The organism is Selenomonadales bacterium (genome assembly GCA_018335585.1).
GTDB lineage: Bacteria > Bacillota > UBA994 > UBA994 > UBA994 > UBA994.
On record JAGXRZ010000046.1, the window covers coordinates 25,140 to 51,903 of the forward strand.

Here is a 26,764-nt window from a genome sequence, read left to right on the forward strand (position 1 = left end):
GAAGCCACAGCATGAAACTAACCCCGCGCTCCGTACTCGCCCTGCGCCTGCTTTGCCTAAGCGTAGCCTTTATGGTCATCGGGATAGCGATTGACGTGTCCATCAAAGCTAACCTCGGCGTAGGCGCATGGACTGTCTTTCACTTAGGGATTGCAGCGCACACCGGGCTGACACAGGGGCAAGTCAGCCAAGCGGTTGGCCTAGGTATTATCGCGGCAAGCTACTTTCTCGGCATCAAACCCGCTGTCGGCACCGTCCTCAACATGCTGCTTATCGGCTGGTTTTTCGATGCGTCGGTCGCGTTACGGCTCATTCCGCCGGCGTTCTCTGTTACACAAGGCTTGTTCTACCTCATCGCGGCTACGCTGCTGATGGGTTTTGGCGGAGCCATGTATATGAGCGCGGGCCTCGGAGCGGGACCGCGCGACAGCCTGATGTTAGCCCTCATCAGGCGCACAACGTGGCCGGTCCGCGCCATACGCACCGGTATGGAACTGACTGTTTTGGCTTTAGGCTGGCTACTGGGCGGACCGGTAGGCGTAGGCACAGTGTTGCTCTCTGTCAGCCTTGGCCCTGCGGTAGAACTGTGTTTTGAGCTCTTTAGGGTACTAACTGCCCACAGCGAGCTTGCCGGCACGGTCATCGATGTGCCTGTCCCAAAAACAAGTGAAAGGAAGTCTGCAAATGCGTAAGACCAAAATCGTCTGCACTATCGGGCCCGCTAGCTCAGGCACAGAAATGTTACGGAGCCTAATTCGCGCCGGCATGGACGTAGCACGGCTTAACTTCTCGCACGGCACACATGAAGAGCATTTAGTAAGGCTCGGGGCCATCCGCGAAGCCGCAAGGCTTGAAGGTAAGCACGTCGCGATTATGCTCGACACGAAGGGGCCGGAAATCCGCATCGGCACGTTCGCTGACGGACCTATCACGCTCGCGGCGGGGGACTTGTTTACGCTGACCACTAAGCCTGTCGCCGGGGCTAGCGAGCAAGTGAGCGTTACTTACCCCGGGCTACCAAAAGACGTGCGCCCGGGAGACCGCCTGCTGCTCGATGACGGCTTGCTAGAGCTTAAAGTCGAGAGTGTTACCGAAAGCGACGTGCGCTGCCGCGTGGTTGTGGGCGGCCCGCTAAGCAACCGCAAGGGGCTCAATGTCCCCGGCAAGCGCATCAATTTGCCGGCGCTTTCACCACAGGATGAAGCAGACCTGCGCTTTGGCGTCACAAACGGAGTAGACCTAATCGCGGCTTCATTTATGCGCACTCCGACCGACGTTTTGGCTGTACGCAAGTTCTTGGAGTCATGCGGCGGCAGCATTCCCATTATCGCTAAAATCGAAAACAAAGAAGGCGTAGACAACCTAGACGCCATCCTAAAGGTCGCGGATGGGTTAATGGTGGCGCGAGGCGATATGGGCGTGGAGTTTCCTGCGGAGGAAGTCCCCCTCATTCAAAAGCAAATGATTCACAAAGGCAACGCCGCCGGCAAGCCCGTCATCACGGCTACGCAAATGCTGGACTCCATGATTCGCAACCCGCGCCCCACGCGGGCCGAGGCGAGCGACGTCGCTAACGCTGTCTTTGACGGCACCGACGCCATTATGCTCTCAGGCGAGACTGCCAGCGGCAAATACCCCTTAGAATCGGTCATGACTATGGCACGCATCGCTACACGTACTGAACAAGCGCTCGCCTATAAGCCGGAGCAAAGCAATGGCTACCAAGCTGTAGCAACAGTCACCGACGCCATCAGTCACGCCACGGTGCAAGCCGCGTCTCAACTAGAGGCAGCGGCCATTATCACCTCTACGCAGTCCGGTTGGACGGCGAGAATGGTGGCCAAGTACCGACCCAAGGCCCCGATTATTGCGGTCACCACCAAAGAGGTAACGGCGCGGCGCTTAAATCTTCTCTGGGGAGTGTACCCGGTTTTAGGTGAGACCATCGCCACCACAGACGAAATGATGGACGAGGCAGTCAAGCGTTCTCTGCAGGCTAGCCTAATTAAAAATGGCGATTTAGTAGTTATTACCGCCGGCGTTCCCGTGGGCGTACCGGGCACGACGAATTTAATTAAAGTCCATGTCGTCGGGGATGTTTTGGCCCGCGGCACCGGGATTGGCGCGCAGAACGCCGAAGGCAAAGTCTGCGTAGCTAAGAATGCAACAGAGGCGACAGCCAAGCTAAAGGAGGGGGATATCCTCGTTACCACAGCAACCGACCGCGAGTTCATGGATGTACTGCCTAAAGCGTCAGGCATTGTCGCAGAAGAAGGCGGCTTAACTTCACACGCGGCTATTGTCGGGCTCAATTTAAACAAATCTACCATCATCGGCGTCACCGGCGCGACAGAGATTCTAAAAGACGGGCAAGTCGTCACACTTGACGGCAGCCGCGGCCTTATCTACAAAGGACACGCACAGGTAAAATGACGCTTGCTCTACCTCTGCTTGCAGAACTCGCGCGCTAGCGACACCGCCTGTTCGCGACTGACAAGTTTACCCATGGCGGCCTGCTCGCTGAGGTGGTCGAGCGTTTCACCTAGCCACTTGCCGGGCGGCAGTTTAAGCTCCTGCATTAGCTCGGGCGCCGTAATAGGGAGCGGCGGGCTTATAATCTCCGCTTTCTTAAACAACCAAGCCTCCAAAAAGGCCTCGGTCGTGCGCACGATTTGGCTATAGTCTTCTTCTGTTTGCGCTTCGCCGCCTTTCCCCCGGAAATCTGCCAGCGCAAACAGCGCCAGCGGCACGCTCTGCTCGCCGTAGCGCCGGGCTATGCGATAGATATGCCCGTTATGGAGGCGCGGCAGCCGCGCGAGCTGTCCTAAGTACATATGCCAACGCACAAAGCGAGACAAGGCCTTGTGTTCGGCTTGCGACAACTTAAGCCGCCGCGAAACAGCAGAAACCATCTCCTGCCCCACCTGTTCGTGGCGATAAAACGTAACCCTGCCGTCCTCGCGCACAGCGCGCGTCGACGGCTTTCCCATGTCATGCAGAAGTGCACCTAGCTTACATACAGCCTGTTGGTGCAAATCGAGCTTGGAGAGCTCGGCTTGTACTGCAGGAGTGAGCTTTGGGGGGAGGAAATCCGGCGAGTGCCAGATTTGCACGTAGAACCGAAACACCTGCCGGGAATGCTCGTACACGCAGTGGCTATGGTAACGGTTCTGTGTAACGCCCTTTTCGCGGGTGAGCTCCGGTAAGAGCGTGTCCCACACGCGGCAGACATCTAGCCAATCTAGCACCTGCGGGGCGGAAGGGGCATTAAGTACGCGCGCTAACTCGGGCCAGATGCGCTCCCCCGCACACTCCGTTAACAAGTGACTTGCCTCTACCGCTTGTTGTGAGAGGAGAGCGCCAGGCGAAAAATCGTATTCGGCCATCAAGCGCGCCGCCCGCAGGATACGCACAGCGTCGTTTTGCAGGGCCAGCGGGTGTGTAGTGCATAACAGCTTCTGCTTAAGATGCGCTCTGCCGCCGTGGGGGTCATGTATTTTGTTTAGGCGACGCTCGAGGTAGTCGTCAAGCGAAAGGGCCATGGAGTTTACGGTAAAGTCGCGCTGGGCTAGGTTCGCCGTAAGCTCGCCGGTAAGGGGCGAAAGGTCGCAAGTTTCCTCCCCAACGACAAACCTGAAAAAGCCTCGTTCTCCGCTCAGCGGAAAGGGCGAACAACCGAAGACTTCTGCAACCTCGGCTAGCAGACCCTGAAAGTCGTGGGCAGGTAGCAACAGGTCGATATCGGGGCTTATTTGCGCGCGCCCTAAGCAGAGGTCGCGCACTGCCCCGCCGACGACGTAAATGTCCTGCCGGCGGACAAGCTGCCGTAGCTCTTCAATCACAGGAACACCCCATTCCGGTCTAAAGTTACTGCAATCTGGACAGACTCTTGCTAAGTGAAGTCACAGGGAGGGTCTGCCATTAAGTCATGCGCTAAAGGCTATACGCTAGTTGAGCTGTTAATCGTAGTCAGCATAATCGCCGTCATTTCGGCCCTCGTGGTGCTGCGTATACTGCCCGCGGCTGCGGGTACCGGCGACGTGGGCGCCGGCCTGATGGAGCGAGCGGCGTGGGAAGCGGCCGCATGTAGATTTAACCAGAACATTGTGCAGAATGCAACCGAGTACTTTGCCATTGTGTACGGGCATTACCCCGCGACACCGGCTGACTTGTTTCCGCGCTTTCTCGACCGCATCCCACGCTGCCCCGCCACCGGCGCGGAGTACCATTATGACGCGCATCACCTCGTAGTATGCCCTTATCACCCGTAAGGGGATTATGGCGCGATAACAAGTAGGAACGCCAAGGGTTTTTAGCCCTTGGCGTTTTGTTGCCCTGCAGCAGAGCGTACGCCCTGCCTAGGAGGGAATATGCATCGCGCGTGGCACCTGTATTCTGAAGAAGTTCCGCACCGAAGGCCAATACATCAGAGGCATCCTTAAGGCGTTCAAGATTACAAAATTCCCTAGCAAACGATTCTACCTGTGCCAGAGCAGCTTGGGGGTCGCGCAGGAGGCGGCACTTCTCTAGCGCCCATTGGCTTTTGAGTACATCCCATGTCTCCAGGCGGGCACCATCTGACTGTAACAGGTCGCCTAGCGTGGACTCAAGACACGCAGTGTCCTCTAGCGGAAGCACTTCCTTCGTGACCAGCAGCATTTCGCGATAGGCCTTGCATTTAGTGCTAATGGGCAATCCTGCAAGAGAAGAGACTTGTGCTAGCATCTGTTTAGCTTTTTCATATTCACCCATGCACACGCTACAAGCCATCGCGGCGATTAGCGCTTCGGCCTGCATCTCGAAAAAGTTGTGTTTTTCCGCCAACGCTACGGCTTTGCGCGAGAGGTTGAGCGCGGCTCGCCACTCGCCCTGACGAACTTTGCAGCTACATTCCCCTAACAAGGCACGCAGATTCGTCTCGGTTTCGTTGTCTTCTGAGCGCCCTAATCTCCGTCGGCATATCCTCGGTGCATGAACTCGTAACCATAGACAGGAGTTCTCGTGCCTCCGCGACCTTGCCTGTAGCCAGCAACCCTTTAGCTTGATTGAGAGTAGTTTCCACCCTTTGTCTAGCCTCGTCTATAGAATCGGGCAGGAAGTGGGACAGGGGTTCTCCTAGTCTCTCTGCTATTTGTCTCAGGTTTTCGGCTGATGGCTTTACTCTGCCGAGTTCTATAGCGGAATATAGGTGCGGGACGAAATGCCCTTGGCCAAGGTGGCCTGAGTCATGCCGCGCGCCTGCCGAGCTTCCCGAATACGTAAACCAATCATTGCCTCACCTCGTTGTGCCGTCTTCGCCCCGGTTCTCTTCGCCGTCAAAGGGCGCTTTCCCTGCACTTCTGCTGGAGATGCCCCTACTATTCCCGGAACAATGCCCGTCGTCGCGCCTGTATTTCGTGCGCAAAGTCTCGCTGCAGGGCCATCTAACCCAGCTCTCTTTGGAAACACAGCCTCATTCTGAAGGTGGGATGGCAAGTCTGGAACTTGACGTATGCGCATAAAATGCGTATTATTTGATTGTGAGGTGAGGAGATGAAGCGGCGCGATCTCATTAGGATACTAACCGCCAACGGTTGGTGGAAGGCTAGAGAGGGCTCGGATCACACGATATATACCAATGGCAAACGGTCTGAACCTATACCGCGACACCTCGAAATTAATGAAATTACGGCGGCGAAGATCCTTAGACGCGCTGGGCTGAAGCCTAAATAGAAAGGGGAGACTCACGGTGCAGCAAGTTTATCCTATCGTCTTAACCCCCACACAAAAAGGCGGCTATGCGGTATCTGTTCCTGACTTGAACATTGATACCCAAGGTGATAATTTAGCCGAAGCTATGTACATGGCTCGTGATGCTATCGGCATGTGGATCTGCTATGAACAAGATGCAGGTCGGTCTATCCCCAGTCCCAGCTGTTTGGACAGCATTACTGCAGAGCCAAATGAAATTAAGACACTGATCGATGTTGACACTGACGAATACCGTCGCACCCATGACAACCGAACCGTCCGCAAGAATTGCACCCTGCCTAGTTGGCTCAATGAACGTGCCGAAAAGGCTGGCGTAAACTTTTCGCTAGTTCTCCAAGAGGCATTGAAGGATCGCCTTGGTCTAAACGACAGTCCGCGAGTTGGCTAACGAGCTGCAAATGTGTTTTGAGGTGTTTCAGCTCCCGCATAATCGCGCCTACCGAAGTGCTCGCGCGAAGATGGCCATACTGATTATGGAGACCAGTGCTGTCACAGCAAGGCTTACGACCAAGGGCATGAGGATAGCCGAGAGCGTGAAAGGATCTTGGAGAAAGATAGTTCGCAGAAGGCCTGCCGCAGCATTGACGGGGTTCACGGACGCAATCACTCGGATCCAGAATGGAGCCGCTGCGAGTGGGTAGAACACGGATGAGGTGAACACAATGGGAAGAATGACCAAATTGCTTATAACATTAAAAGTCTCCTGGCTCACAATTAATGTACACAATGCGGAAAATGTCATGCTGATGAGTACGGTAAAGACGATGATCACTGCAAGTCCCAAGCAGACTCGGTACGGCGTGATCAATATCGAGAGCCCCATGACATGAGCAATAGCCAAGATTGTTCCACTGTATACGATCGTCTGAAAGCACATGGAGACAGCGTTGGCGACCAGTATTAACCCGCGAGGGATAGGCAAGCCAAACAGACTTTCCAGTTCCCCTGTCACTTTGTCGACGTAGATTGGTGTTCCCGCATGGACACCGCGCTGCCATGCTGCCATCGCTAGTATTCCCGGGAGCACGAAAGACAGGTAGTCCCAGTGCCGCCCAGCATATTGCACGGACGGTATGATCGTAGTCATGATTTGCCCGAAGATGAGTAGATACAGCGTCGGTTCGAGTATTGGCAGCATCAGGTTCTGCGGGGAACTAAGCATCAGACGCCATTGCCGATAAGCTAGCCCGATCATCGCCTTACTCACCACTGACATTGCCGCCGCGCCTCCTATCCTGCGCTTTAACTAGTGTCAAATAGACGTCCTCAAACCGCGGAGGTACCACGCGCATGGAACAGACCTGAACCCCATAATCTAGCAGCCTAAACAGCGCCCTTGGAATCGCTTCTTTTCCGTGCGCAAACGCTACGGACAGCGTGTGTCCATTGAGAGTCACTCTTTTCGCAGTCGGCCCAAAGTCAGGAACGCGTTCCAACTCTGCGGTGAGTTTAAACTCTACTTCCGTCGTCCCTAAGCTTTCGACTAGTTCTTGGACGCTCCCCGAGGTGATTACTTTTCCTTGGTCAATTAAAATCACGTCGTCACACAGTGCCTCAACCTCATCCATCGAATGAGTCGTCAGAAAGGTAGTTGCCCCTGCATGGCGCACCAATGCTGAGAGCTGCTTCCAAAAAGTTTGCTTGGCCCCTGGATCAAGACCAATGCTTGGTTCATCGAGAAAGTAGCACTGGGCCGAACATGCCAGTGCCCTAGCAACCATAGTGCGCCTGCGAAGTCCTCCCGAGAGTTCCTCGCTTCTTTTGGCAGTGTGCTGGCCAAGTTCGAAGGCATCGATTGCCCACTGTGTCCTCCTCTGTGCCTCAGTCCACGTGAGGCCGCGCAGGAGGAGGTAGGTAAGTATGTTATCCCGTAGGGAAAGATAGTGGTTTAGCCAGGTGCTTTGCGAGACAATCGCAATCGCCTTTCTGACAGAGAGGCTTTCGCGCAAGATATCCCGACCGCACACCGTGGCCGTTCCAGCGTCCGGCTTGATAACAGTTGTTAGCATTCGTAGCGTGGTGGTCTTTCCCGCGCCGTTAGGGCCAAGGAGCGCTACCACTCGCCCCTTGGGGACAGAGAAGGACACTCCCTCTACTGCGAGTGTATTCCGGAACGCCTTCGCCAGTCCGCCACAGCTAATTGCGTCCATGCTCTTCCTCCTCATGCAACCTAGATTCCCGCCAACTCATAACGAGGTCGGCGGTTCTACACCAAGAGCAACAAATAGCTCCTTCTGCTTCTCAAGGATTTCTCCAACCCTTAGGGCTTGGCCCGGCGCGGCAAAGCACTCTATTACGTCGAGCTTGTCCAAAGCGCTTTGAAGGGTATAGTGTCGGAACAATCCAGTGTCCTGCATGCGCTTTTTGATGTAGGAGAGGTAGATTAAAGCCACGAACTCGACAAAGAGCTTACCTTCAAGGCTTTGTTCTGAAGAGACAAGGGTGCGCCTTAGATTGAGTCTCTCTTTGAGATTGCCAAAAGCCTTCTCTACTAAGTCCTTGTTGCGATAAAGCTTAAGCGCAGTGAGCGCATCCATGGTTTCGTTGGTGATTAGCACGAAATAGCCGAAGTAGCGCTTGGCCTTGCGGGCAGCTTCGTCCTTGACGACAACTTTTGTGCCGCGCTTTGGCGTCGTATGCACATCGAAGTATTTCTTGTACTGGCCCTCATGCTCGGGAATGCGTTTCTCAGACTCTAGTTCGTGACGTAATTCCATCAGCTTTCGGTCAAAGGCCTTTTCCTGCTCCGCTGCTTTGTCGATGTTGTAGTAGTAATGTAGGTAGACACGGCGGGATTCCGTTATGGTGTCCCCTTTATACGGCCGTTTCAGGGTGTATTGCCACGTGGTCTGAACAGTCCGGCAGTAGAGCTGGTATGTATCGTTGTAAGCTTCAAAGCTGCGGAAGTCTGTGTAAATGTCTTCTAGTTTTTCGCGGATCCAAGCCAAGCTCATCTTGCCGGCAATAAGAAACTTGAGATGCTCTTTGAACAGGGCATTAAGGTTGTCTTCGCTGTAGAAACCCCGATCCATCACCAGCTTCGCTTTGGTAAATCCGAGCGTATCTAGGTCGGCTAAGAGATGTTTGACCGTTTTCACGTCTGGGATATTGCCAGCTAGCTTCCGGTAATAAAACGGGAGATTAGACGTCTCACCGAAAACTAGCGCCAGATTGAACTGGGGGAGATGGTCGCCTTCCTTGTTGTTGCCGTATTGAACGTGGCGTAAGGCTCCCGAATAGCTAGAAAACGAGGTGATATCGTAAGCCCAGTACTCCTTCTCGCTGCGGCGCTTGCCTTGAAGCCGGAAGAACTGCTGTTTTACTTCCTCGGTAATTGAGGCAAACAGATCGCTGCTTCTCTGCGAAGTAATTGTCTTGCCGTAGGGATGCCTGTGCAACAGCCCCCACTTTTCAAACCGATACAGAGGATTGTGATCCTCTAAGACTAGGTAGTAGACGATGGACAGAACCTGCCGATAGGTGCGGGGGAAGCATAGTTTTAAGTCATCGGTTATGCCCAGCTTTTCGCCAACGGCGTCTAAGAGGTAAGTAGCGCCGTAGAAGGTTCGCGTGGTCTTTTCGCTTGGCACGGGTCCTCGCCTCGCAGGAGACGCGGGTTGTTCCTTTTTTCCTCGTCCGTCTGTCGGCACAACCTCCCCGGTTTCTGCATTTAACCTGCCAAGCAATCTACGTTTAGAACGGGACTGCTGTTTCTCCTTGTCCCAGTAAGAGACGGACTCGTAGACGTAGGTGATCCCCGAGCGCGCGTCTTTCTGACGAATGATTGCCACCATGCCCGCACCCCCTCGTTATGTGTATTGTAACACATAACGAGGACACATACAAGCATGAGAAGCTCAATACGCAGGCATTCTGACGACTTTCAGGCTTCCCTATAAACCGCTCGTTAGGTGTCGGCGGGAATGCAGGATGCAAGTGCGCCAACTCGTGCGCGACAGTCCCCGCGAAGGTTGCTGTGTCGGTTGGATCCAAATGACCGCACCAGACTTCAACGCTATAGTCCCTTAAGAAGGCTTGTCCTCCAACTCGGGCTCCCGGCCCTTGAACAGGGTACACATTCGCTGTCAGCATAGGTTCTTGAGCAGCAATGAAAGCCTTTTGCAGTAGTTCTCTAGGACGCGAATCTCATTCAATCGCGCATACCTCCTCTTTAACATCATTACACAGTTCATAACAGTCAACAAGCGTTCTAGCGCTCATGTCGTTTTAGGGAAGCCTACCTTGCCTCCGAGGCTGTGACGCGCCAGTCAGCTTTATAGACGCTGGCAGCAAGGCCTATGACTCCAAAGAGTGTAATGATAGCGACGCTAGACCAATACGGCAGGCGTTCCATTCGACCTGTGCTGACTACTAGGGACATAGAACATTTAAGGCAGAACTACTGAAAGAGGAGGAAGATACTGTAATGACAAAACGGAGAAGAACGATTCTCGTTGTCGCGACCGTGCTCTTGCTGAGCGTAGTAGTCTACTCTGCGGTAACAGTGTTTTTCCCCACGCGCAGGTTGGCCCTGACGGCGTTCCACGGCCCACGGGGAAATGCAGTATTCGGTTTGCCACTTGTGGAGCCAACTTTTGAGAACCACGTGATTTGGTTATCCTCGAATATTATCATCGGCACTATTTTACCGACACCGCCGGAAAGAGCCAGCGTTGGTTTCTACGACGTGAGGGTAGAAGAGAAAATACTTTCTCGCACTGAGGGGAACACAATTAAGGTGTCTGCGGGGAACCATCTGTTCGAAGTGGGCGAAACTTATCTAATGTTACTTTCGAGATTCGCTGTCACCGAGTACCCCTTTGATTTTTACGTAGCCGACCTTGAGTTTACATTTCGGGTAGACGCCCCGAAGGATCAAGTTCAGCGCCTTGTTAGGGTCTCCGAGAATCCGGAGGAGCGTGTGTTTATTGCCCCATTTCAGGAACCGCAATACAACTCGCTTGCGCGGCTGCGAGAGTACATTCGCAGTCTTGCCCCGGCCAATCACGTCCGCTCCTTCAGGTTCCAGAGGAACAGAGATGCCCGCGTGATAGAAGAAGCTCCGAGTCAGGCAGCTCTCATCAGCATGGCCGATCACATTTTGTTGATTGAGATTACCTCAGCAAGACTGAACAGGAATCAGATGATAGCGGAGGTCAAATTTAAAACTCTCAATGAGTTTAAGGGCCAAGAGAAATATGACAAGACCGGATTGCTTCTGCCTGCCGGTGTGGAGATCAACCAGCGCTACCTTGTTTTCTTGATCGAATCAGGAGAGGAAGCTGGCCATCTAACCTTGGCCACACGAAGAGGAAGTGTCGTGGCCGAAACTGATCCAGAGTTTAGCGCCCTGCTCGAAGAACTCACAGCATCAAGGCGTTAGTCCAAGGCGCAGTTCGTCTAAGGAGCCTAGGAGCATTGCTATTGCTGTGCCTTATCCTTCGTCTTGCGGCTCCCTCCTCGTTCGTGTTATCGTGGCAGCTCTTGCATTGACTTTACCTGTGACCAACTGCCGGAGGCACAAAGTTTTCCGTCGACGATCAGCAGTACCTCGTCGAAGCTGTCTAGGTGGTCGGTCAAGTCATGAGTGACTTTAATGATGGTCTTATCGGTTAGGTTGCTTAGGTAGAGCTTCATTAACTGAGCTACCTGCGAGTCCATGGCGGAAAGGGGTTCATCTAGCAGCAGTATGTCTTTGTCCGCGAGCATCATTCTAAACAGCCCGATAATCTGTTTTTCGCCGCCGCTCAGTAATCTGCAGTTTTCCTGCTTACTGATAGAGCTCAGTTTGGCGTCACCTATTAGACGAGAGAACACGGGCAGTGCTTTTTCATAAGGAACGGTGTTAAACACGGTTATGTTTGAGAGGAAGTCCGACAGGAAAATGTGCTCGTGCTGATCTACGCACCACATTATAGGAGTGGCGTCTATGGCCTGCAGGTCTTTCCCGTCAATGTAAATCTTGCCGGCGTCTAAGTCTACATATTTCATCAAGGCACGCACTATGGTGGATTTGCCCGAACCGTTAGGCCCGATGATGGCGTACTTTTTACCTTTAAGGAACGTAAAACTAAAGTTTTCTAGGCTGAAGTCCTGGTACCGCACGGTTACACCCTGAAATACAATTGCTTTGTTAAACGCGGTAGCGACGGGCATATCGCTTTCAGGGTGCCAATCAAGCATGGCCAGCACCTTCTCTTTAATGCCTCTTGTCCCCCTAATTGTTGCCATGTCCGTGATGATTGACTGGATCGGCGCGATGAAGCTCTCGATGAAGCCTAACGTAGCTGCGGCGGTTCCTAGCGTGATTTGCCCAATCAATAGAAACCACCCTACTAACGAGAAGGACACAATATTTAACAGGTACAAGAAGAATCCTCGCACTACGCCAAGCAGGCTCTTGATTTTCCCATACTGGTATCGTCGCTCGGCAGTTTTACCTAGAACTAGCTCGTGTTCGTGGAAGATACTACTCCTAGTGTCAGGCCTGATTAGCTTAAAGCCTTCCAACAAGTCCTTCATCTTGGCCATGTACTCGCCCCGGGTATCCAGATAGACTTTGTGGCGATGCGAAATCGTCTTGGCACCAATTGTAGGGACTAAAATGGCTGAGAAAAAGGACAATGCGATAATGACGATGCCAATTCTTAGGTCCACCAGGAGAAGCAATACTGCGCCAAACACCACAATGGAGTTGGCCATCTTAAAGATGTTTAGCAGAGGGTTCAGATAGTCCATTTCTAGTTGCGTTATCTCACTTGCCTGAATCGAGATGTACTCCCCTACATCTTTGGAGACAAACTTCTGGTACCTGTATCTGGCTATGGACTTGAAGAAGTCGCGCTTCATTGCTACTTCAAAGGCCACGCCGCCTTTCCAGCTGACAAGCATGTGCAGATACGTGGCCACCAAAGATACCAAGACACACAGGGCATACAGAGCAGCGAGCGTAACTAATAGCCGCAGACTCAGCTGATCAGCGGAATCAAACAACAGCTTGACGAGGTACGGCATAAAGGCCAGTGCGGCGCTAGAGATCAAGTCGAGCGCAATCTCTAACGCAATGTATTTTCTTATAGCTAAAAGGTACTTCTTCATTTTCCACACTCACAAACTCATTCTACCCAGATTATAGCTCTGTTGGCAACACTATCGCGTGACCTCACGCACTAAGAGGGCAGAGACGGCGGCAGCCGCCAATAGCCCTGCGCTTGCCAAAAAGGCGACCCTGATCCCGAGCGGAACCGTAATTACCCCTACAGCAAGAATGCTTAAGGGAGTGGCCAGTCGTGACAAAGCCGCATCTAACGCAAAGGCTTGGGCAGAAGAGCCGGGATCCGCATGTTGCTGGATAATCGTCTCTGAAGCCATCGATGCTAACGCGTCATTCCCGCCGGAAAGAAAGAGGACAGCAGATGCCACCGAGGTGGAAATGACAAATGTGCCCAAGAACAAGAAGGCTACTGCGTCCAGCATTAGCGCTAGGCCATACCCCAAAAAGGGCTTGATGCGACTCACGGGCAAAAGTAGCAAGGGGAGGCTCATGAGACCGCCTGTTCCGAGGGCGGAGAGCAGTGCCCCGTATGCCGCCTCACCCCCGAGAAGTACGTCATTGGCATACACAACCAAATGATGCAATACCCCATATCCCAGACCGGACAGAAGTGCGGTGGTGAAATACCGACGTAGCTGTGGCTGGCGCAACGTCACGGCAATGCTTTCTCGCAGCGATATCCGCTTGGGGCTACTGCCCGCAGTGGTCACGCCATACTCTACTGCTCTCCCGAACACCGCTATGTACACCATAGTTCCCGCGCTAACTAGGAAGGTCAATCCATTAACTAGCATGGAGGATTGAACCCCTATCGTCCTTAGAGTCATGGCCGCAACGAAGGGGCCAAGTGCCGTCAGACTATGGCCGAGAGCGGTTCTAAGGACATTTACTTCTATAAGTCGGTCACTTTCCACTAGCGTCGGGATGGCGCTGCGGTATGCAACGTTATATATGGCACTGACGCCAGAGAGAAAAACTGCGGCCACAAAGAGGATGGCCGCATTAGGCCTAAGGCTGACTGCGAACATACACAGTGCAGAGATTAAATCTAGGCAACCCATCAGCGCCCATCTGTTTGCCCGCTGAATGTATGGAGCCACTGCCGGGCCAATGAACACGGTTGGAACCAGACGGGCGACGGCGAGCAACCCGATTAGCACCGCAGACTGTGATTCTGCATACACTGTTTGCCCGGCTGCAATCAGCAATATCCACGAACCAAACAGTGCTATGGAATGCCCAATTATTGGGATTGTTACTCGATACAGGCTGACTCCCCCTTTGCAGCAAACTTTCCCGGCCTACGTCGGCAGATAGCTACTGGCTTGGCGCGTGAACATCGTATAATATACACCCCTTGCGGACATCAGCTCTGTGTGTGAGCCTTGCTCAACGATGCGGCCATGCTTAAGAACAAGTATCCTATCGGCGCTGCGTGCTAGGGGCATGCGGTGCGTCACTATCAGGGCCATCTTATCCCGGGCTAAGTGGCGTAGCGTCGCTAGCACTTCGTGTTCGCTTTGGGGGTCGATAGCTGCCGTTGGTTCATCTAGGATCATCAGTTGAGCTTTGGGCTGGCGAAGCAGCGCGCGTGCTAGGGCGAGGCGTTGCCACTGTCCGGAAGAAAGATCGGTGCCTCCCTCAAGTATTGTCCCAAGCGGCGTGTCGAGACTATCAGGAAGTGCTTCCACCAGTCTGTCCAGACCCACTTCTCCGGCCACAGCTAGTAGCGTGGCGTCATGGTGCATCTGCGATAGGTCGCCAAACCCAATATTTTCGCGCACTGTAACCGGGAAGTGCGCATAGTCCTGGCAGACCACCGCAATTCGTTTGCGTAGCTCACCGATGTCAAGTGAGCGAATGTTCTCGCCATCCCAAGTGATCTCACCTTGGTTCGGGTCGTAGAGGCGACACAGCAGCTTGGTTAACGTCGTCTTCCCGGCGCCATTCTCGCCGACAAGCACTACTGTTTCCCCTGGGCTTATGGACAGATTAATGTCTTCTAGAGCAGTCCGGTCGCTAGTAGGATAGCTAAATGAAACATGCGAAAAGCGAACGCCATATGCTTGAGATCCTGAGCTACCCTGCGGGACGGGCTCTCTAGCTAATGCGGATTCCATGTCCAGAACGTCAAATAAAGGGCCAGCACCTTGCGCTGCCTGATATAGATCCCCGCCCTCAAAGATCATCAGCTCAAGACTTCGCCGCACTTGGAAAATTAGGCCCGCGAACAGAGCCAAATCGCCGAGGGTGTACGCGCCGCGAAGCGCTCCGTCAACAACGAAAACATAAGGGATAGCTGCTCCAAGCGTGCCGACTACGGACCAGGCGACAAGCATCCATGTGCCGCGGGAACGTGCTGCCTTCATAGCCGAGAACATGGCACTAAAGCGCACGTTCCAGTGTCCAAGAAAGAAGGCGGGCAGATTAAACAGCCGCACCTCCTTAGCATAAATCTCGGTTAGGAGAATGCGCTCGTATAGCTTCATATACCGCACATTCTCAGCTTGTGATTCCTCTACGTCCCAACTAAAATCCTCAACCCTTGATACAACGAATACCGTAGGCAACGCGGTAAGAAAGAGCACAGGTGGCACCCACCAAGCGATGGTAGCCGTAAGCAGGAACGCGGGCACAAACGCAAAAAGGCCAATGAGCATACGTCCAATGGCAGTGACAAGTCGCCAAAGATGGTCTGCCCCTTTTTCCGCAAGCTGCAGTGTATTTAGGGCTTCTGGGTTCTCGAACATAGAAAGGTCGTCGAACCCGGCCACCTTAGCTAAGAGCTGTCGGCGGGCCTCCCCGCCGACGCGGTCACGAAAGTTGTCAATCTCTAGTCCGCGCACTGTCTCCACAGTGTCCATAATGAAGATACACGCGACAAACGCTAGTATGGCCTGCGGGAGGAGCGACCCTAAGTGGGCAAAAAGCCCCTGCCTACCCGCCAACTGCGTTACTTCGTCGATTACTATTTTGCTTGTGTAAAGTATTATTATGGGGGTAACGCCCAATAGCAGATTAAGTACTAACAGAAGCCGAACTTCACCCGGGGCGGCACGACACCCCAGCAACAACGCCCGCTTAATGGTCTTTATTTTTTGCTTTAAGAGGACCACAGTGCCACTCTCCCACGTCTACCTACCTGGCAAAACCGCCATTCTGGTTACAACTAAGTGAAAAGCCAGAAGCCAGGGATCAAGACATTGAGGCACGTGATCCCCTGTGATGACCTGTAATCGACGGAGTAATAAATGCAAGGAGTGCCTTCCTTTCAGCTGCAACAAAGCAATCGTAAGTTGACCGAGGATTGCCGTGACGCATAGCCGAAACTGCTATTCGGATAACTGCAGCTATTGATGAGGTTGGCGCACCGGGGTGCAGCGCGTATGTATGAGCGGCCAGTCGGTGACTGATACGGGGGGGGCAGTATCCCACCGCTTTCAAGATTCCTCGTGAAACAATAAGACTAAGAAACGCGGCCGATAATCGTAGACTCGCGACCATGCCAACCTCACTTCTTTGGCTTACGGGGGGGAGGAGGGTCGTACTACGGATTTCACAAAAACACTTCCAATCCAGTTATTCCATCATGCCATATTATTGTTATATTGGCAACAGTATCACATGCCAATGATAGTGTCGCGCGACACTAAAAGGCCCCTCCTTAAGGAGAGGCTTATACGTAGGATGCACACCTACTGCTGATTGTGTTTGCCCTGCAGCAGAGCGTACGCCCTGCCGCACAGTAATGTCGTCCGCCGCAAAGGCAAACCAGTTGCTCGGGTACTTCATAAAGCACCTTGCCCTTCTTTAGGATTTCTTCCTGAAAAAACAAACTGTCCTTTGCAAGCTCAAGCTCTTCCGGCGTATAAACCAAAATATCTGCCCCTCTTCTGGACATGACGAGCAAGCCGACCTCTTTCAACCTCTCATAAAATCCCTTTTGAGAATTCTTTATGACTATCAGGTCAATGTCGCTGTATTCATGGATATTGCCGGTGGCAAGAGAACCAAATAGCACGATCTTTAACGGGTCATACTCCTTGATCAAAACCGATACTATTCTTGCCAATTCCCTTTCCAAAACTAACTTTCTGGCTGCGATTTTGTCCTCATATTGGGATTGATGAAGAGCCACTATGTTATCTTCCTCCCCAAACAGCGCATCATGCCACTATGATACAAAAGCACCCTTAAATAGTCAAACGAGTGAGTAAGCCGCGCATGTCAGGGGCTGCTCGGGTAACGAAAGAAGGCCCAACAGTCGCGCTTTGGTTCATGGCGTGAGGCGGCTGCATCCCACGCTGCCCCGCCACCGGCGCGGAGTACCATTATGACGCACATCACCTCGTAGTATGCCCTTATCACCCGCAAGGGGCTTACGACGCGATAAAAACTAGTAACGCCAAGGGTTTTAAGCCCTTGGCATTTTGTTGCCCTGCAGCAGAGCGTACGCCCTGCCTAGGAGGGAATATGCATCGCGCGTGGCACCTGTATTCTGAAGAAGTTCCGCACCGAAGGCCAATGATTCTACCTGTGCCAGAGCAGCTTGGGGGTCGCACTGGAGATGGCCCTACTATTCCCGGAACAATGCCCGTCGGCGCGCCTGTATTTCGTGCGCAAAGTCTCGCTGCAGGTTTACATGAGTGGCCAAGAACTCCTGCCACCCCTGATTCTCGTCCAGGGACTCCTCTTGCGTGATTTGAGCCAGTATCGCAGCTTTTTCGGCAGTTGTTTGCCCGAACGCGTCAGCTAACTTGCGCGCTAGAGTCTCGATGCGCAGGTTCTTATCTTCCGCACTCCAAGCCACCCAGATGTCTTGCATCTTTACTTCGCGTCTAAAACCCTCGCGGAAGCGTTCCTTCCAGCTGCTATATGCGGGTGCCACTGCGTAGGCATCCCAAAACTGCTCAAGACGGTCAACATAGGCTCTTCGTATCGCTAAGTAACGGCTGTGCTGGGCGGGTGTCCATGCATGGAAGGGGTGATGAATGTAAGGGTCGTGCAGTGAGAGGAAGCCGCCTACACCGCCTCTGCTGTATGCCTGCAACCAACTTCTACCCGCTGTCCAATGGCCAAAGATTTTTAGGGCATCCGCTTCCAAAAGGTCTAGCCGTTCCTGCGTCAAAATCTCTCCAGGTAACAAGCTTGCGCCAACACCACCGGCAGGCAAGATATGCATGGTTACGCCAATCCTGCGGACTTCAATATCGTGCCCTATGTAGAAGTAGTCGACGGTCACAAAGGAACTTGTGTTGCGTGGGCGAGGGATGGCCTGTAGTACACTGCGCGGTACATGCCCCTGCACTCGCCGCACCAAATCGGACGTCCACACATCAAGGCCACCCGCCAGACGGTCGAGCGCAGTGTCTTTAGCGAGATGCTTCGGATAGTAGACCATTACTTCAGCCCATTCGCCTTGCATGGCTAGAACCCGTACATTCTCTCCCGTGCCCAGCTCGCCAAGAGCTTCGCCCGCTCTGCTCGGAGTGCGGTAAAGCGGGGTATCTTCTAACAAGTAGGCGATGTCGCGACCGTCGTTACGTCCCCACACTGGCAGACGAAGGGGTTTGTCTAGTCCCTCAGCCTGTGTAACTAGGGCTTGTGGAGAGGGCCAACTAGTAGAGAGCCAAACGAAATTATCGTTCTGCAGGCGTGAGCCGTCTACGGCGCGCAGTTCAGCCGGCAAGACCACGGTGACGAGAAAATTCGGCAAGCTACTCCCAGCGACATGATGCAATGACAGTGTTTTACCTTCAATGCGGTAGTAGAAATACTTCTGCTTTGGGGTTGCCACAGAAGGATACGCTACCACTGCCGATCCTCCGCTGAACAACAAAATTTCACAGCTGTTGTTTGGGTCTAACTCTTTGTTGAAAGTAAAGGTGATGGCGATGTCTTCGCTTGGCTGGAGCAAGTTGCGATGGAGGACTTCGACTCCCTCTGGTACTTCCACTATACCGTACCCCGAAATCTCTAACCTTGTGACGGCGAGCCCCTTTTGGGAGGGCGCCTGTCGGCACCCTCCCGCAACGAGCGCTGCTACTGCGACGATTGTTACGATGAAAAGAACACCAAATCTCTTAGTTAAGGCCATTCTATTCGCCCCCAATAGTTCTATTCTTCGCGCTTAATGGACAGCAGGCTTAGTGTTATCGTGGCAAAGTCTTGCATTGACTTTACCTGTGACCAGGTTCCGGAGGCATAATTAACGCCGCTCCAAAAGCTAGGGCATCATCGGCCTGCAGCCCTTGCGCTAGCTAGCTAAGGGGTCCCGCCATATAGGGTAGTCATCTGCTGTTTGAACCACTCCACCGCTTCCTTAAAGATGATATTCATCTCTCTATTGCTGGTGTTGAGACCAGCATGCATGCCGTAGTCGGTTGGCACCCAACCAGTGCTGACCTTAAATCCGTAGACAACTAGGCGTGCGCCGCTACTTGCCGTGCCCAATGCTATCGCAAACACTTCTGGGGGCTCTCCTAGCTCCTTTTTCGCTTTATCTAGGATCTCTTGCTGTAATCTGCCTACTTCCTCGTCACTTATGCCGGACTGAGTATGGCGCAGCATCAAGGCAATGCGGCCTGATCTGAGAGTGTATCTGTCGCCGCCTCCCGTCACTGTCACAAGGGAAGAAGTTCCTTCCCAAGCTCGGACCAAGTCATTGATCTTTGCGGAAACTGAACTGTCGATCCCACCTCTCATGGCGCCGACACCTAGACGATTAACTGCGATGAAGGAAATCAGTAGCACTGCCAAAATGGCCCCTAGTCCCAATAGGGACAGCCTTACATTCCATCGCCGCGCTGAATACGTTTCTATTATTGTCGCCTCCTCCTAATGTCGTATAAGCAGTATGAGCATTACGAGCCTACCTAGCGTCAAGCCGCAAGGGAACGGACACAGTGTTCGGGTTATCGCCCTCTACTGGAGAATACGCATAAACAGCTAGAACCAACTCCGAGCCGTCCGCCACGTGTGTCGGCACTTCTATGTCAAAGGTGAAATACAACCAATACGTTGCTCCTACTAGATGCTCCTCCGTTAGCACCGGGTTCCTGGTAAAACCAGGAGCAGTATGTCCGGCCATTAAGCTTCCTCCGTCCAAAGAATTGCGACCAACCTCACCCAACCCATAGAAAATGGTAGCTTCAAAGGTATTGGCAACTCCAGATACGGTGAATCTACGACCTACCGCCTCAGTCGGGGCCGGCGCAAAGAGCTTTATTGACCGGGAGTGAGCAACAATATCCGGAAGAAAATGGATTCCGACAATAGTTCCGATAAAAATTTCTTCATCGGCTCGGGTGATGGGCACAAACCTGACCGGTAGTCCCGTTGCCTTGATGTAAACCACATCATAAAGGGCAGCTGGCGATAGTTGCTCCGCTGGCGAAGGCTTGGAGAAGCTAGCTCGAACCACTACTTCTTCTGCCATAACAAGCACATCAACTATTCGTACCACGCGCTCGAACGGCTCGGGGCCATCTCGACTACTAATTCCACTCCTAACAAAAAGATATTGCTTGCCATCAAATTCCTTAGTATTAGCAAAATCGGTCATATCAAACTTTAGGGAACTCTTAACCCAGTTCCGGACCTCTTCTGGGGTTGCGGCAGCTGAGTGCACTGTAACCGGCCAAAAGCTCACCTTTCTGCCGGTGATAATCTCAATCCGAAGAGGATCGGCGTAGATCCGTAGGGGGTCAGCAAGGTTTTTATCTAGTCTAAGCTCAGCCCAGAATACCAGCCTGTATCTGCCCGGCTGGTCTAAGGCGAAGGAGTAGTGTCCAAACCACGACTCTTGATGATTAACCTCGCCCGGCCTAAAATTCCAGTCGTCCAGTCGCAATTTAAGACTCTGCGAAACAACCATTCTGTTTTCCTCATCGTAAACCCTAAAGAACAGAGCCGGATCAACACCCCGCAAAGTTAACGGTTCAGCACTGAAGTTCATATTGTTTAGAGTTACACTTCCCCGGATTCTCTCGCCAACATGGTAGTGGGTCTTTAATAGCTCCCCCACTAATTCTAGCTTCTCCGCTTCAACAGCAGCTTCCTGTTGGTCAGTCGCATCTACAGCCGGTACGGTTCGCTGTACTAATGCGATCCCGGCAATGGTGATTAGCGACAGTAGCGCAAGAAGCAGGATCGCCGAAAGCAGCACCGCGTTCCTCATGAGGCCACCTCCAAAATGCCGTTAATTCATTCTACCCAGATTATAGCTCTGTTGGCAACACTATCACGTGCCAATGATAGTGTCGCGTGACACTAAAAGGCCTCTCCATCCTGCCTATCATCTCAGGCATCCCCATAATCCGAGGGAATTGGCCTCATCTCAGTTGCTTTGGATTTTGCGGTGACGTATACTGAGTGTATCAACTAAATACGCTGTGGGGTGCCCCTAGCTGTAGGGGTTAAAAGGGAATCAGGTGAGAATCCTGAGCGGTCCCGCCACTGTAACGGGTAGTGCCTATACTTAACCACTGTTCGCGCGCGAATGGGAAGGAACTAGGCGCGTCACTCCCGTAGTCAGGAAACCTGCCCCAGAGCCAAGACTCCGTCCTTCGGTCGAAAGGACTAGGTCAAAGCTTGTACTTAGCTTTGCATCGAACCCTCAACCGTTGGTTGAGGGCTTTACTTTGTGCGACAAGGGGGTTACCTGTGGTCTAGTTGAGAGCATTGCTCACCGGTGACAGACGACTGTTATCAAACCTACATGTAAGGAGAGGATACACTCATGAAACGCATTGCTGTATTGTCGCTCGTACTCGTTCTCGCTGTGGCCTTATCCGGTTGCGCCGTACTTAACGTACTGCGGCCGAGCATTGTCGTAACGGATGACCTAGACCGCGAAGTACGCCTAGAGCGCGCGGCGCAGCGCATTGTCTCACTTGCCCCGAGTAACACGGAAATGCTCTTTGCCTTAGGCCTAGCAGAAGAAACCGTCGGTGTGTCCGAGCTCTGCGACTACCCACCGCAAGCTGCCACGAAGGAACGCGTCGGCTCATTTGCCACCCCTTCCATCGAAAAAATAGTTAGCCTCAAACCCGACCTCGTCTTAGCCGCCAGCCTACACAAAACTGTCGGCGAGCAATTAGTTGAGCTAGGGATTCCGGTAATTGTCCTGCATCCCGAAAGCATTCAGGGAGTGCTAGATAACGCCGACCTCCTCGGGCGGGTCACCGGTCAGGCGCGCGGCGCGGCGGAGCTTAAGCGGCAAATCACGGCGGAGCTCAATGCCGTTGACGAGCGCGTCAAAACACTAACACAGGCACAGCGGCCGCTAGTGTACTACGAGGTATGGTCTAACCCCATCATGACGGCCGGGCCCAACACGTTTATCAATGAACTTATTACCCGCGCGGGCGGCGTGAACTTAGGGGCGACCGCAACGACTGCCTGGCCGACGCTCTCGCTGGAGGAGCTTTTGTCTAGGCAGCCACAGGTCATGTTCTACGGCCATGCCACCGAGACGGTAGAGCAAGTCAGGCAGCGCGCCGATTGGGGCAGCATCCCTGCCCTGCGTGACGGACGGGTGTACCTGGTAGACGAAAACCTTATCCTGCGGGCCGGGCCCCGCATCGGGCAAGCGCTGCGGCTTCTCTCCACCCAGTTACACCCCGACCTATGGCGGTGAACAAATTAGCCGCCATGCGCGCGTGGTCGGCTAACGCCCTCTTAGGCATCGTCTTAGCCCTAAGCATAGTCCTAAGCCTCGTGGTGGGGGCGGTCGACATCGCTCCCACCCGCCTGTTGGCGGCTTTGCAGGAATTAGTGACTGCACCTGCGAACACTTGGTCAGTAGATGCTGTGATAGCCTGGCGACTGAGATTGCCACGCGCTCTTCTAGCGGCGGCTGTAGGCGCCTCCTTGGCGACGGCAGGTGCCATTATGCAGGGCCTCTTGCACAACAGCTTGGCCGACTCCTTTGTGCTTGGTGTATCCTCGGGCGCAAGCCTTGGCGCGGCGATTGCCCTGTTACTTGGCCTAAACTTTGCCTTCTTTGGCCTCGGAGCTGTAACTCCGCTGGCGTTTGGGGGGGCAATGCTCGCGCTCTTAGCTGTGCTCATCATCTCGCGGCGAGTGGCCGGCCAATCGACTTTAGGTTTGCTCTTGGCAGGCATCGCGATGAATAGCGCGCTTTCTGCGGTGGTGTCGTTCCTAGTGCTGCTAAGCCGCGAGCGAATCAACCCCCTGCTCTTCTGGCTGATGGGAGGGTTCGCCGGACGCGGCTGGAGTCACCTCGTCCTGATGCTCCCCTACTTACTTGTCGGCTTGGCAATCGCCTACGCCTACCACCGCCACCTCACCGCCATCAGTCTCGGTGATGCGACTGCGCACCATTTAGGGGTAGATGTAAGCCGTGTGCGCCTCTTGCTTTTGGGGACGGCAGCGTTACTTACGGCGGCAGCCGTATCAGTAAGCGGCATGATTGGCTTTGTAGGCTTGATGACACCGCATTTCGCGCGCATGCTTGTCGGGCATCACTACCGTCGCCTTTTACCCACTGCGGCCTTATGCGGGGCAATTTTCCTGACTTGCGCCGATCTCTTGGCACGCGTTGCTATGCGCCCGCAGGAACTCCCGGTCGGGATTATAACTGCTTTGTGCGGCGGGCCGTTTTTCCTCTGGCTCTTGTCGCGCCAACGGCGGGAGGTGGCCTAATGCCTGCCATTAGTGTCGAGAAGGTTTCCTATCGTTTTGGGCAGCCGGTACTCCGTGAAGTCTCGGCGAGTTTTAGTCAAGGCACTTTTACGGGGATTCTGGGCGCTAACGGTGTGGGCAAGTCAACCCTAGTCAAGCTTATCAGCCGGTGGCTGCCCCTGCAGGAAGGGTCAATCCGCATCTACGACCGCCCACTCCAAGCGTTCACACAGCGTGAATTGGCCCGCCATATCGCTGTCGTGGCGCAAGAACAGGCGGAGCTTACGGAACTTACGGTGCGGGAAATGGTGGAACTAGGCCGCATCCCACACCAAGGGCTACTAGACTCCCCTTCTCAGGCTGACCACAACGCGGTGGAATCCGCACTAGCACAGACAGGGCTACAGGCACTGGCCACGCGGCGCTTCGGCACGCTGAGCGGCGGAGAGCGACAACGCGTAAGGGTTGCTATGGCCCTAGCGCAAGCGGCCGACATTTTAATCCTCGATGAGCCTACCACACACCTTGACATCAGGTACCAACTAGAACTCCTGACACTGCTCGCCGAACTCGTCGCCAAGGGCTACACGGTAATTGCGGTGCTACACGACATTAACTTAGCGGCACTTTTTTGCGACCACCTGCTGCTTCTCGCTGACGGTCGAGTGCTTAGCGCCGGAACCCCGGCTGAGGTTATTACGCGTGAGGCCATCTTAGAGGCATACCAGTGCGATGTCACTGTGCTCCTACACCCTACGTCCGAGGCACCACAGATTGCGCTGCGGCGAAGTTACCAGGATGCTTAGCGGGAGTGATGTATGTGTTTGATGTCTGTGTGGTAGGTGGAGGGGCAGCCGGCTTGCCTGCGGCAATTGCCGCCGCACGCGCGGGCGCAAAAGTTATGCTGCTTGAGAAGCGTCCTCACCTTGGCAAGAAAATCCTGGCCAGCGGCAACGGCCGCTGCAATCTCAGTAACGCTGACATTTCCCCCGCGCATTATGTAAGCCAGGACTCGGCGCTACTTGGTCCCCTACTTGACAAACTCACTGTCGGCGATACCCGCGCCTATTGGCAAAAGCTTGGCCTCGAACTCACGCCCGAGGATGGACGCCTCTACCCGCGCACCATGCAGGCGAAGAGCGTCCTGGAAGTGCTGCTGCATGAGCTGACACGCCTTAAGGTCGGTGTTACCCAGAATGCCCACGTCGCAGCAATCGACTCGACCGAGCGCGACGGCGCCCTAGAAGTAGTGACCCAGGACGGGCAAAGACTCGCGGCACGCTCGGTTATTCTCGCTACCGGAGGCAAAGCCGCCCCACAGCTAGGCTGTAGCGGAGACGGGTACAACTTTGCCGCTAGGTTCGGGCACACAATTTTGCCCCCGGCACCAGCACTCGTAGGCCTTAGGCTTTCTAGCCCCCACCTTAAGCGGCTGTCAGGGTTGCGCTTGCAAGCACGGGTGTCTATACCTGAGCTTGCCAAAGAGGAAGTGGGAGAAGTCCTCTTTACCGACTACGGCATCTCCGGCATACCCGTTTTTGACTTAACTGCACATATCGGACACCGCGCCGGACTCACACTGCACCTGTGCCTAGCAGACCAAGCGTCTCTTCCCGCACTGGAAAGCTATCTGCGCGACCGCCTGCGACTCCTCGGCCACAAGTCTATGCACGACGCGCTACAAGGCTACCTCCCAACTCAACTGATTGCGCCCCTCTTGCAGGAGGCCTCTCTACCACTTGACCTGCCGTCACGCAAACTGCGCAACAGCGAGCTTACAGCACTCGCCGCTCTGCAGTGGAACTGGATGTTCCCCATCCTTGGACTTAACACTTGGGAACAGGCACAGACAACATGGGGCGGCGTGCCCCTCTGCGAAGTGGATATCCCTTCCTTTAGGTCAAAGAAACACCCCGGCCTATTTTTAGCCGGGGAGGTACTTGATGTGCACGGCAGATGCGGCGGCTACAACCTGCACTGGGCTTTCGGGAGCGGCAGGTTAGCCGGAGAGAGCGCGGCGGCGAGCGCGACCTAGCTTAAGGTAACAGCCTGCCTCCACTCGGCGCTAGGACTTTTATGCCTCCCGGCACAACCCTTGCTGCCACCGGCGTGCTACCATAAACGGTGCCGTCAAACATTTTGGTCATGGTGCGTTCGGCCGAAATCTTTATCGTCTTACAGGTAAAAAACTCTACCGCGGGGTGTCCTACGTGTCCGCCCGAGTAGACCTTAGGCAACAAGCCAAGCAAAGCCGTGCGGCTTAGTTCGTTGACAAGGCATACATGCAGCAGTCCGTCATTGAGTTTCGCTCGCGGGGTTACATACATGCCGCCGCCTGTCCAACAGGAGTTCATGATAAATACCGCGACGGTTTTGCGCCGCATAATTTTGCCATCTAATTCAATTGCCATCTCATCGGGAGTAAGCTCATGAATGACTTTGACGACCGCCGCAGCAATAGCTAACGGGCCGCGCAAGAAGTCCTTGTACCTGTTGACGTGCGTCATAACTTGCGTAGTAAAGCCAAGGCCTAAGATTACGCCAAAGGCGGCGTCAGTGTCTACCCCGTAATCAATGGCGCGCGTAGGGGCGCCTGACAACGCCTGCACCGCCGCGTTAATCTCGAGGGGAACGTTTAAACCGCGCGCTAGGTCGTTCCCTGTGCCGGTAGGTATAACCGCTAGCGTCGCTTCCGTGCCGATGAGCCCATTGAGCACCTCATGCGCGGTGCCATCTCCCCCCATCGCGCCTACGACCACTGCCCCGGTCTGCGCTAGTTCGCGCGCCAACAGCGTCGCATGGCCGGGCTCTTTAGTGCGATGCAGCCGGTAGGGGATTTGCTTTGCCTGTAGTGCGCTTTCCAACCGGGGAAGCGCTTTTTGCGTGCGGCCACGCCCGGCGATGGGGTTAACTATGATATCCCACACTTGCCTTGCCTCCTTGTTCGCGCGCTAATCGCGCGTGTCTTCTTCCACGCGGATAATAACGCGGTTTGGCATGCACACGATGACTTCGCCTGGACGGCTTTTCTTCCCCATGCCGATACACACTTTATCCGGGCAATCTGCCTCCACGACACGAATGTACTCCCCGTCTACTTCAATCAGCAGGTCTCCGCGCGTCCCGCGCACCGTAAAGCGGCGCAGCGCGTCTCCTTGGCGGAGCGGCACTTGCTCTACTTCACGGTTATCCACGGCAATTATCGCCACCCCGCCGGGCCTCACCGTAAAGTGGCGGTAAAGGACCCAGGTGCCTGCCATAAGCATTACGGCAATTATGGCAAGCAAAATCTTCTTGTCTAGCGCGGTCAAC

General features: G+C 54.1%; 23 protein-coding genes and 1 riboswitch. Of the genes, 10 read left to right on the forward strand and 13 right to left on the reverse strand.

Features of this window, described 5'->3' with window-relative positions; all coding sequences use genetic code 11:
- Positions 1–11 precede the first annotated feature (11 nt).
- Together KGZ66_08915 and pyk are read left to right on the forward strand one after the other, a co-directional pair.
- A complete protein-coding gene (locus KGZ66_08915; protein MBS3985705.1) occupies positions 12–692 on the forward strand; it encodes a membrane protein in 681 nt (226 codons plus the stop codon).
- On the forward strand, positions 685–2,433 hold the full coding sequence (gene pyk / locus KGZ66_08920) for a pyruvate kinase (GenBank protein MBS3985706.1): 1,749 nt from the start codon (positions 685–687) through the stop codon (positions 2,431–2,433). Before KGZ66_08915 ends, pyk begins: the two co-directional genes overlap by 8 nt.
- 8 nt (positions 2,434–2,441) lie before the next feature.
- Here pyk and KGZ66_08925 read toward each other — a convergent pair whose 3' ends face one another.
- Positions 2,442–3,842, reverse strand: a complete 1,401-nt coding sequence (locus tag KGZ66_08925) for an HD domain-containing protein (GenBank protein ID MBS3985707.1) — start codon at positions 3,840–3,842, stop codon at positions 2,442–2,444.
- Between the two features lie 54 nt (positions 3,843–3,896).
- Here KGZ66_08925 and KGZ66_08930 point away from each other — a divergent pair, with 54 nt between their 5' ends.
- The 3 genes from KGZ66_08930 (at position 3,897) to KGZ66_08940 (ending at position 6,139) form a co-directional block, all read left to right on the forward strand.
- Positions 3,897–4,271 (forward strand): prepilin-type N-terminal cleavage/methylation domain-containing protein, encoded by a 375-nt coding sequence (locus KGZ66_08930; protein MBS3985708.1) that lies wholly within the window; start codon positions 3,897–3,899, stop codon positions 4,269–4,271.
- A 1,261-nt stretch (positions 4,272–5,532) separates the two neighbouring features.
- Complete coding sequence (locus KGZ66_08935) at positions 5,533–5,712, forward strand: type II toxin-antitoxin system HicA family toxin (protein ID MBS3985709.1); 180 nt, start codon at positions 5,533–5,535, stop codon at positions 5,710–5,712.
- Between the two features lie 16 nt (positions 5,713–5,728).
- A complete protein-coding gene (locus KGZ66_08940) occupies positions 5,729–6,139 on the forward strand; it encodes a type II toxin-antitoxin system HicB family antitoxin (protein ID MBS3985710.1) in 411 nt (136 codons plus the stop codon).
- 48 nt (positions 6,140–6,187) lie between these two features.
- Here KGZ66_08940 and KGZ66_08945 read toward each other — a convergent pair whose 3' ends face one another.
- The 3 genes from KGZ66_08945 to KGZ66_08955 are packed head-to-tail and all read right to left on the reverse strand — an operon-like array spanning position 6,188 to position 9,545.
- Positions 6,188–6,967, reverse strand: a complete 780-nt coding sequence (locus tag KGZ66_08945) for an ABC transporter permease (protein ID MBS3985711.1) — start codon at positions 6,965–6,967, stop codon at positions 6,188–6,190.
- A complete protein-coding gene (locus tag KGZ66_08950) occupies positions 6,951–7,901 on the reverse strand; it encodes an ABC transporter ATP-binding protein (protein ID MBS3985712.1) in 951 nt (316 codons plus the stop codon). The genes KGZ66_08945 and KGZ66_08950 overlap by 17 nt, the downstream gene beginning before the upstream one ends.
- Before the next feature lie 36 nt (positions 7,902–7,937).
- Complete coding sequence (locus KGZ66_08955; GenBank protein MBS3985713.1) at positions 7,938–9,545, reverse strand: IS1634 family transposase; 1,608 nt, start codon at positions 9,543–9,545, stop codon at positions 7,938–7,940.
- Positions 9,546–10,177: 632 nt separating this feature from the next.
- Here KGZ66_08955 and KGZ66_08960 point away from each other — a divergent pair.
- On the forward strand, positions 10,178–11,134 hold the full coding sequence (locus KGZ66_08960; GenBank protein ID MBS3985714.1) for a hypothetical protein: 957 nt from the start codon (positions 10,178–10,180) through the stop codon (positions 11,132–11,134).
- A gap of 86 nt (positions 11,135–11,220) precedes the next feature.
- On the opposite strand, the gene KGZ66_08965 is transcribed toward KGZ66_08960, so the two are convergent.
- From KGZ66_08965 to KGZ66_08995, 7 genes are all read right to left on the reverse strand, one after another.
- Complete coding sequence (locus tag KGZ66_08965) at positions 11,221–12,849, reverse strand: ABC transporter ATP-binding protein (protein MBS3985715.1); 1,629 nt, start codon at positions 12,847–12,849, stop codon at positions 11,221–11,223.
- Positions 12,850–12,900: 51 nt separating this feature from the next.
- Entirely contained in the window at positions 12,901–14,013 is a 1,113-nt protein-coding gene (locus tag KGZ66_08970) for an MFS transporter (GenBank protein MBS3985716.1), read from the reverse strand.
- Between the two features lie 93 nt (positions 14,014–14,106).
- Positions 14,107–15,921: an ABC transporter ATP-binding protein gene (locus KGZ66_08975; protein ID MBS3985717.1), complete on the reverse strand. Its 1,815-nt coding sequence runs from the start codon at positions 15,919–15,921 to the stop codon at positions 14,107–14,109.
- Positions 15,922–16,481: 560 nt separating this feature from the next.
- Positions 16,482–16,943 (reverse strand): nucleotidyltransferase domain-containing protein, encoded by a 462-nt coding sequence (locus KGZ66_08980; GenBank protein ID MBS3985718.1) that lies wholly within the window; start codon positions 16,941–16,943, stop codon positions 16,482–16,484.
- A gap of 438 nt (positions 16,944–17,381) precedes the next feature.
- Positions 17,382–18,902: a hypothetical protein gene (locus KGZ66_08985; protein MBS3985719.1), complete on the reverse strand. Its 1,521-nt coding sequence runs from the start codon at positions 18,900–18,902 to the stop codon at positions 17,382–17,384.
- 167 nt (positions 18,903–19,069) lie between these two features.
- Positions 19,070–19,432, reverse strand: coding sequence for a hypothetical protein (locus KGZ66_08990; protein ID MBS3985720.1), 363 nt, complete (start codon positions 19,430–19,432; stop codon positions 19,070–19,072).
- A gap of 244 nt (positions 19,433–19,676) precedes the next feature.
- Positions 19,677–20,984, reverse strand: coding sequence for a hypothetical protein (locus tag KGZ66_08995; protein MBS3985721.1), 1,308 nt, complete (start codon positions 20,982–20,984; stop codon positions 19,677–19,679).
- A 200-nt stretch (positions 20,985–21,184) separates the two neighbouring features.
- A riboswitch (cobalamin riboswitch) is annotated at positions 21,185–21,369 on the forward strand.
- Between the two features lie 176 nt (positions 21,370–21,545).
- Between KGZ66_08995 and KGZ66_09000 the strand changes: the two genes are divergently transcribed.
- The 4 genes from KGZ66_09000 to KGZ66_09015 are packed head-to-tail and all read left to right on the forward strand — an operon-like array spanning position 21,546 to position 25,487.
- A complete protein-coding gene (locus KGZ66_09000) occupies positions 21,546–22,445 on the forward strand; it encodes a cobalamin-binding protein (protein ID MBS3985722.1) in 900 nt (299 codons plus the stop codon).
- Entirely contained in the window at positions 22,442–23,473 is a 1,032-nt protein-coding gene (locus tag KGZ66_09005) for an iron ABC transporter permease (protein ID MBS3985723.1), read from the forward strand. The genes KGZ66_09000 and KGZ66_09005 overlap by 4 nt, the downstream gene beginning before the upstream one ends.
- Positions 23,473–24,258, forward strand: coding sequence for an ABC transporter ATP-binding protein (locus tag KGZ66_09010; protein MBS3985724.1), 786 nt, complete (start codon positions 23,473–23,475; stop codon positions 24,256–24,258). Before KGZ66_09005 ends, KGZ66_09010 begins: the two co-directional genes overlap by 1 nt.
- A gap of 14 nt (positions 24,259–24,272) precedes the next feature.
- On the forward strand, positions 24,273–25,487 hold the full coding sequence (locus tag KGZ66_09015) for an aminoacetone oxidase family FAD-binding enzyme (GenBank protein MBS3985725.1): 1,215 nt from the start codon (positions 24,273–24,275) through the stop codon (positions 25,485–25,487).
- 1 nt (position 25,488) lies between these two features.
- On the opposite strand, the gene KGZ66_09020 is transcribed toward KGZ66_09015, so the two are convergent.
- Both KGZ66_09020 and KGZ66_09025 read right to left on the reverse strand, forming a co-directional pair.
- Positions 25,489–26,379, reverse strand: coding sequence for a diacylglycerol kinase family lipid kinase (locus KGZ66_09020; GenBank protein MBS3985726.1), 891 nt, complete (start codon positions 26,377–26,379; stop codon positions 25,489–25,491).
- A gap of 24 nt (positions 26,380–26,403) precedes the next feature.
- Positions 26,404–26,763 carry a NusG domain II-containing protein gene (locus KGZ66_09025; GenBank protein MBS3985727.1) on the reverse strand — a complete coding sequence of 120 codons (360 nt, stop codon included), beginning with the start codon at positions 26,761–26,763 and terminating at the stop codon, positions 26,404–26,406.
- Position 26,764 lies beyond the last annotated feature (1 nt).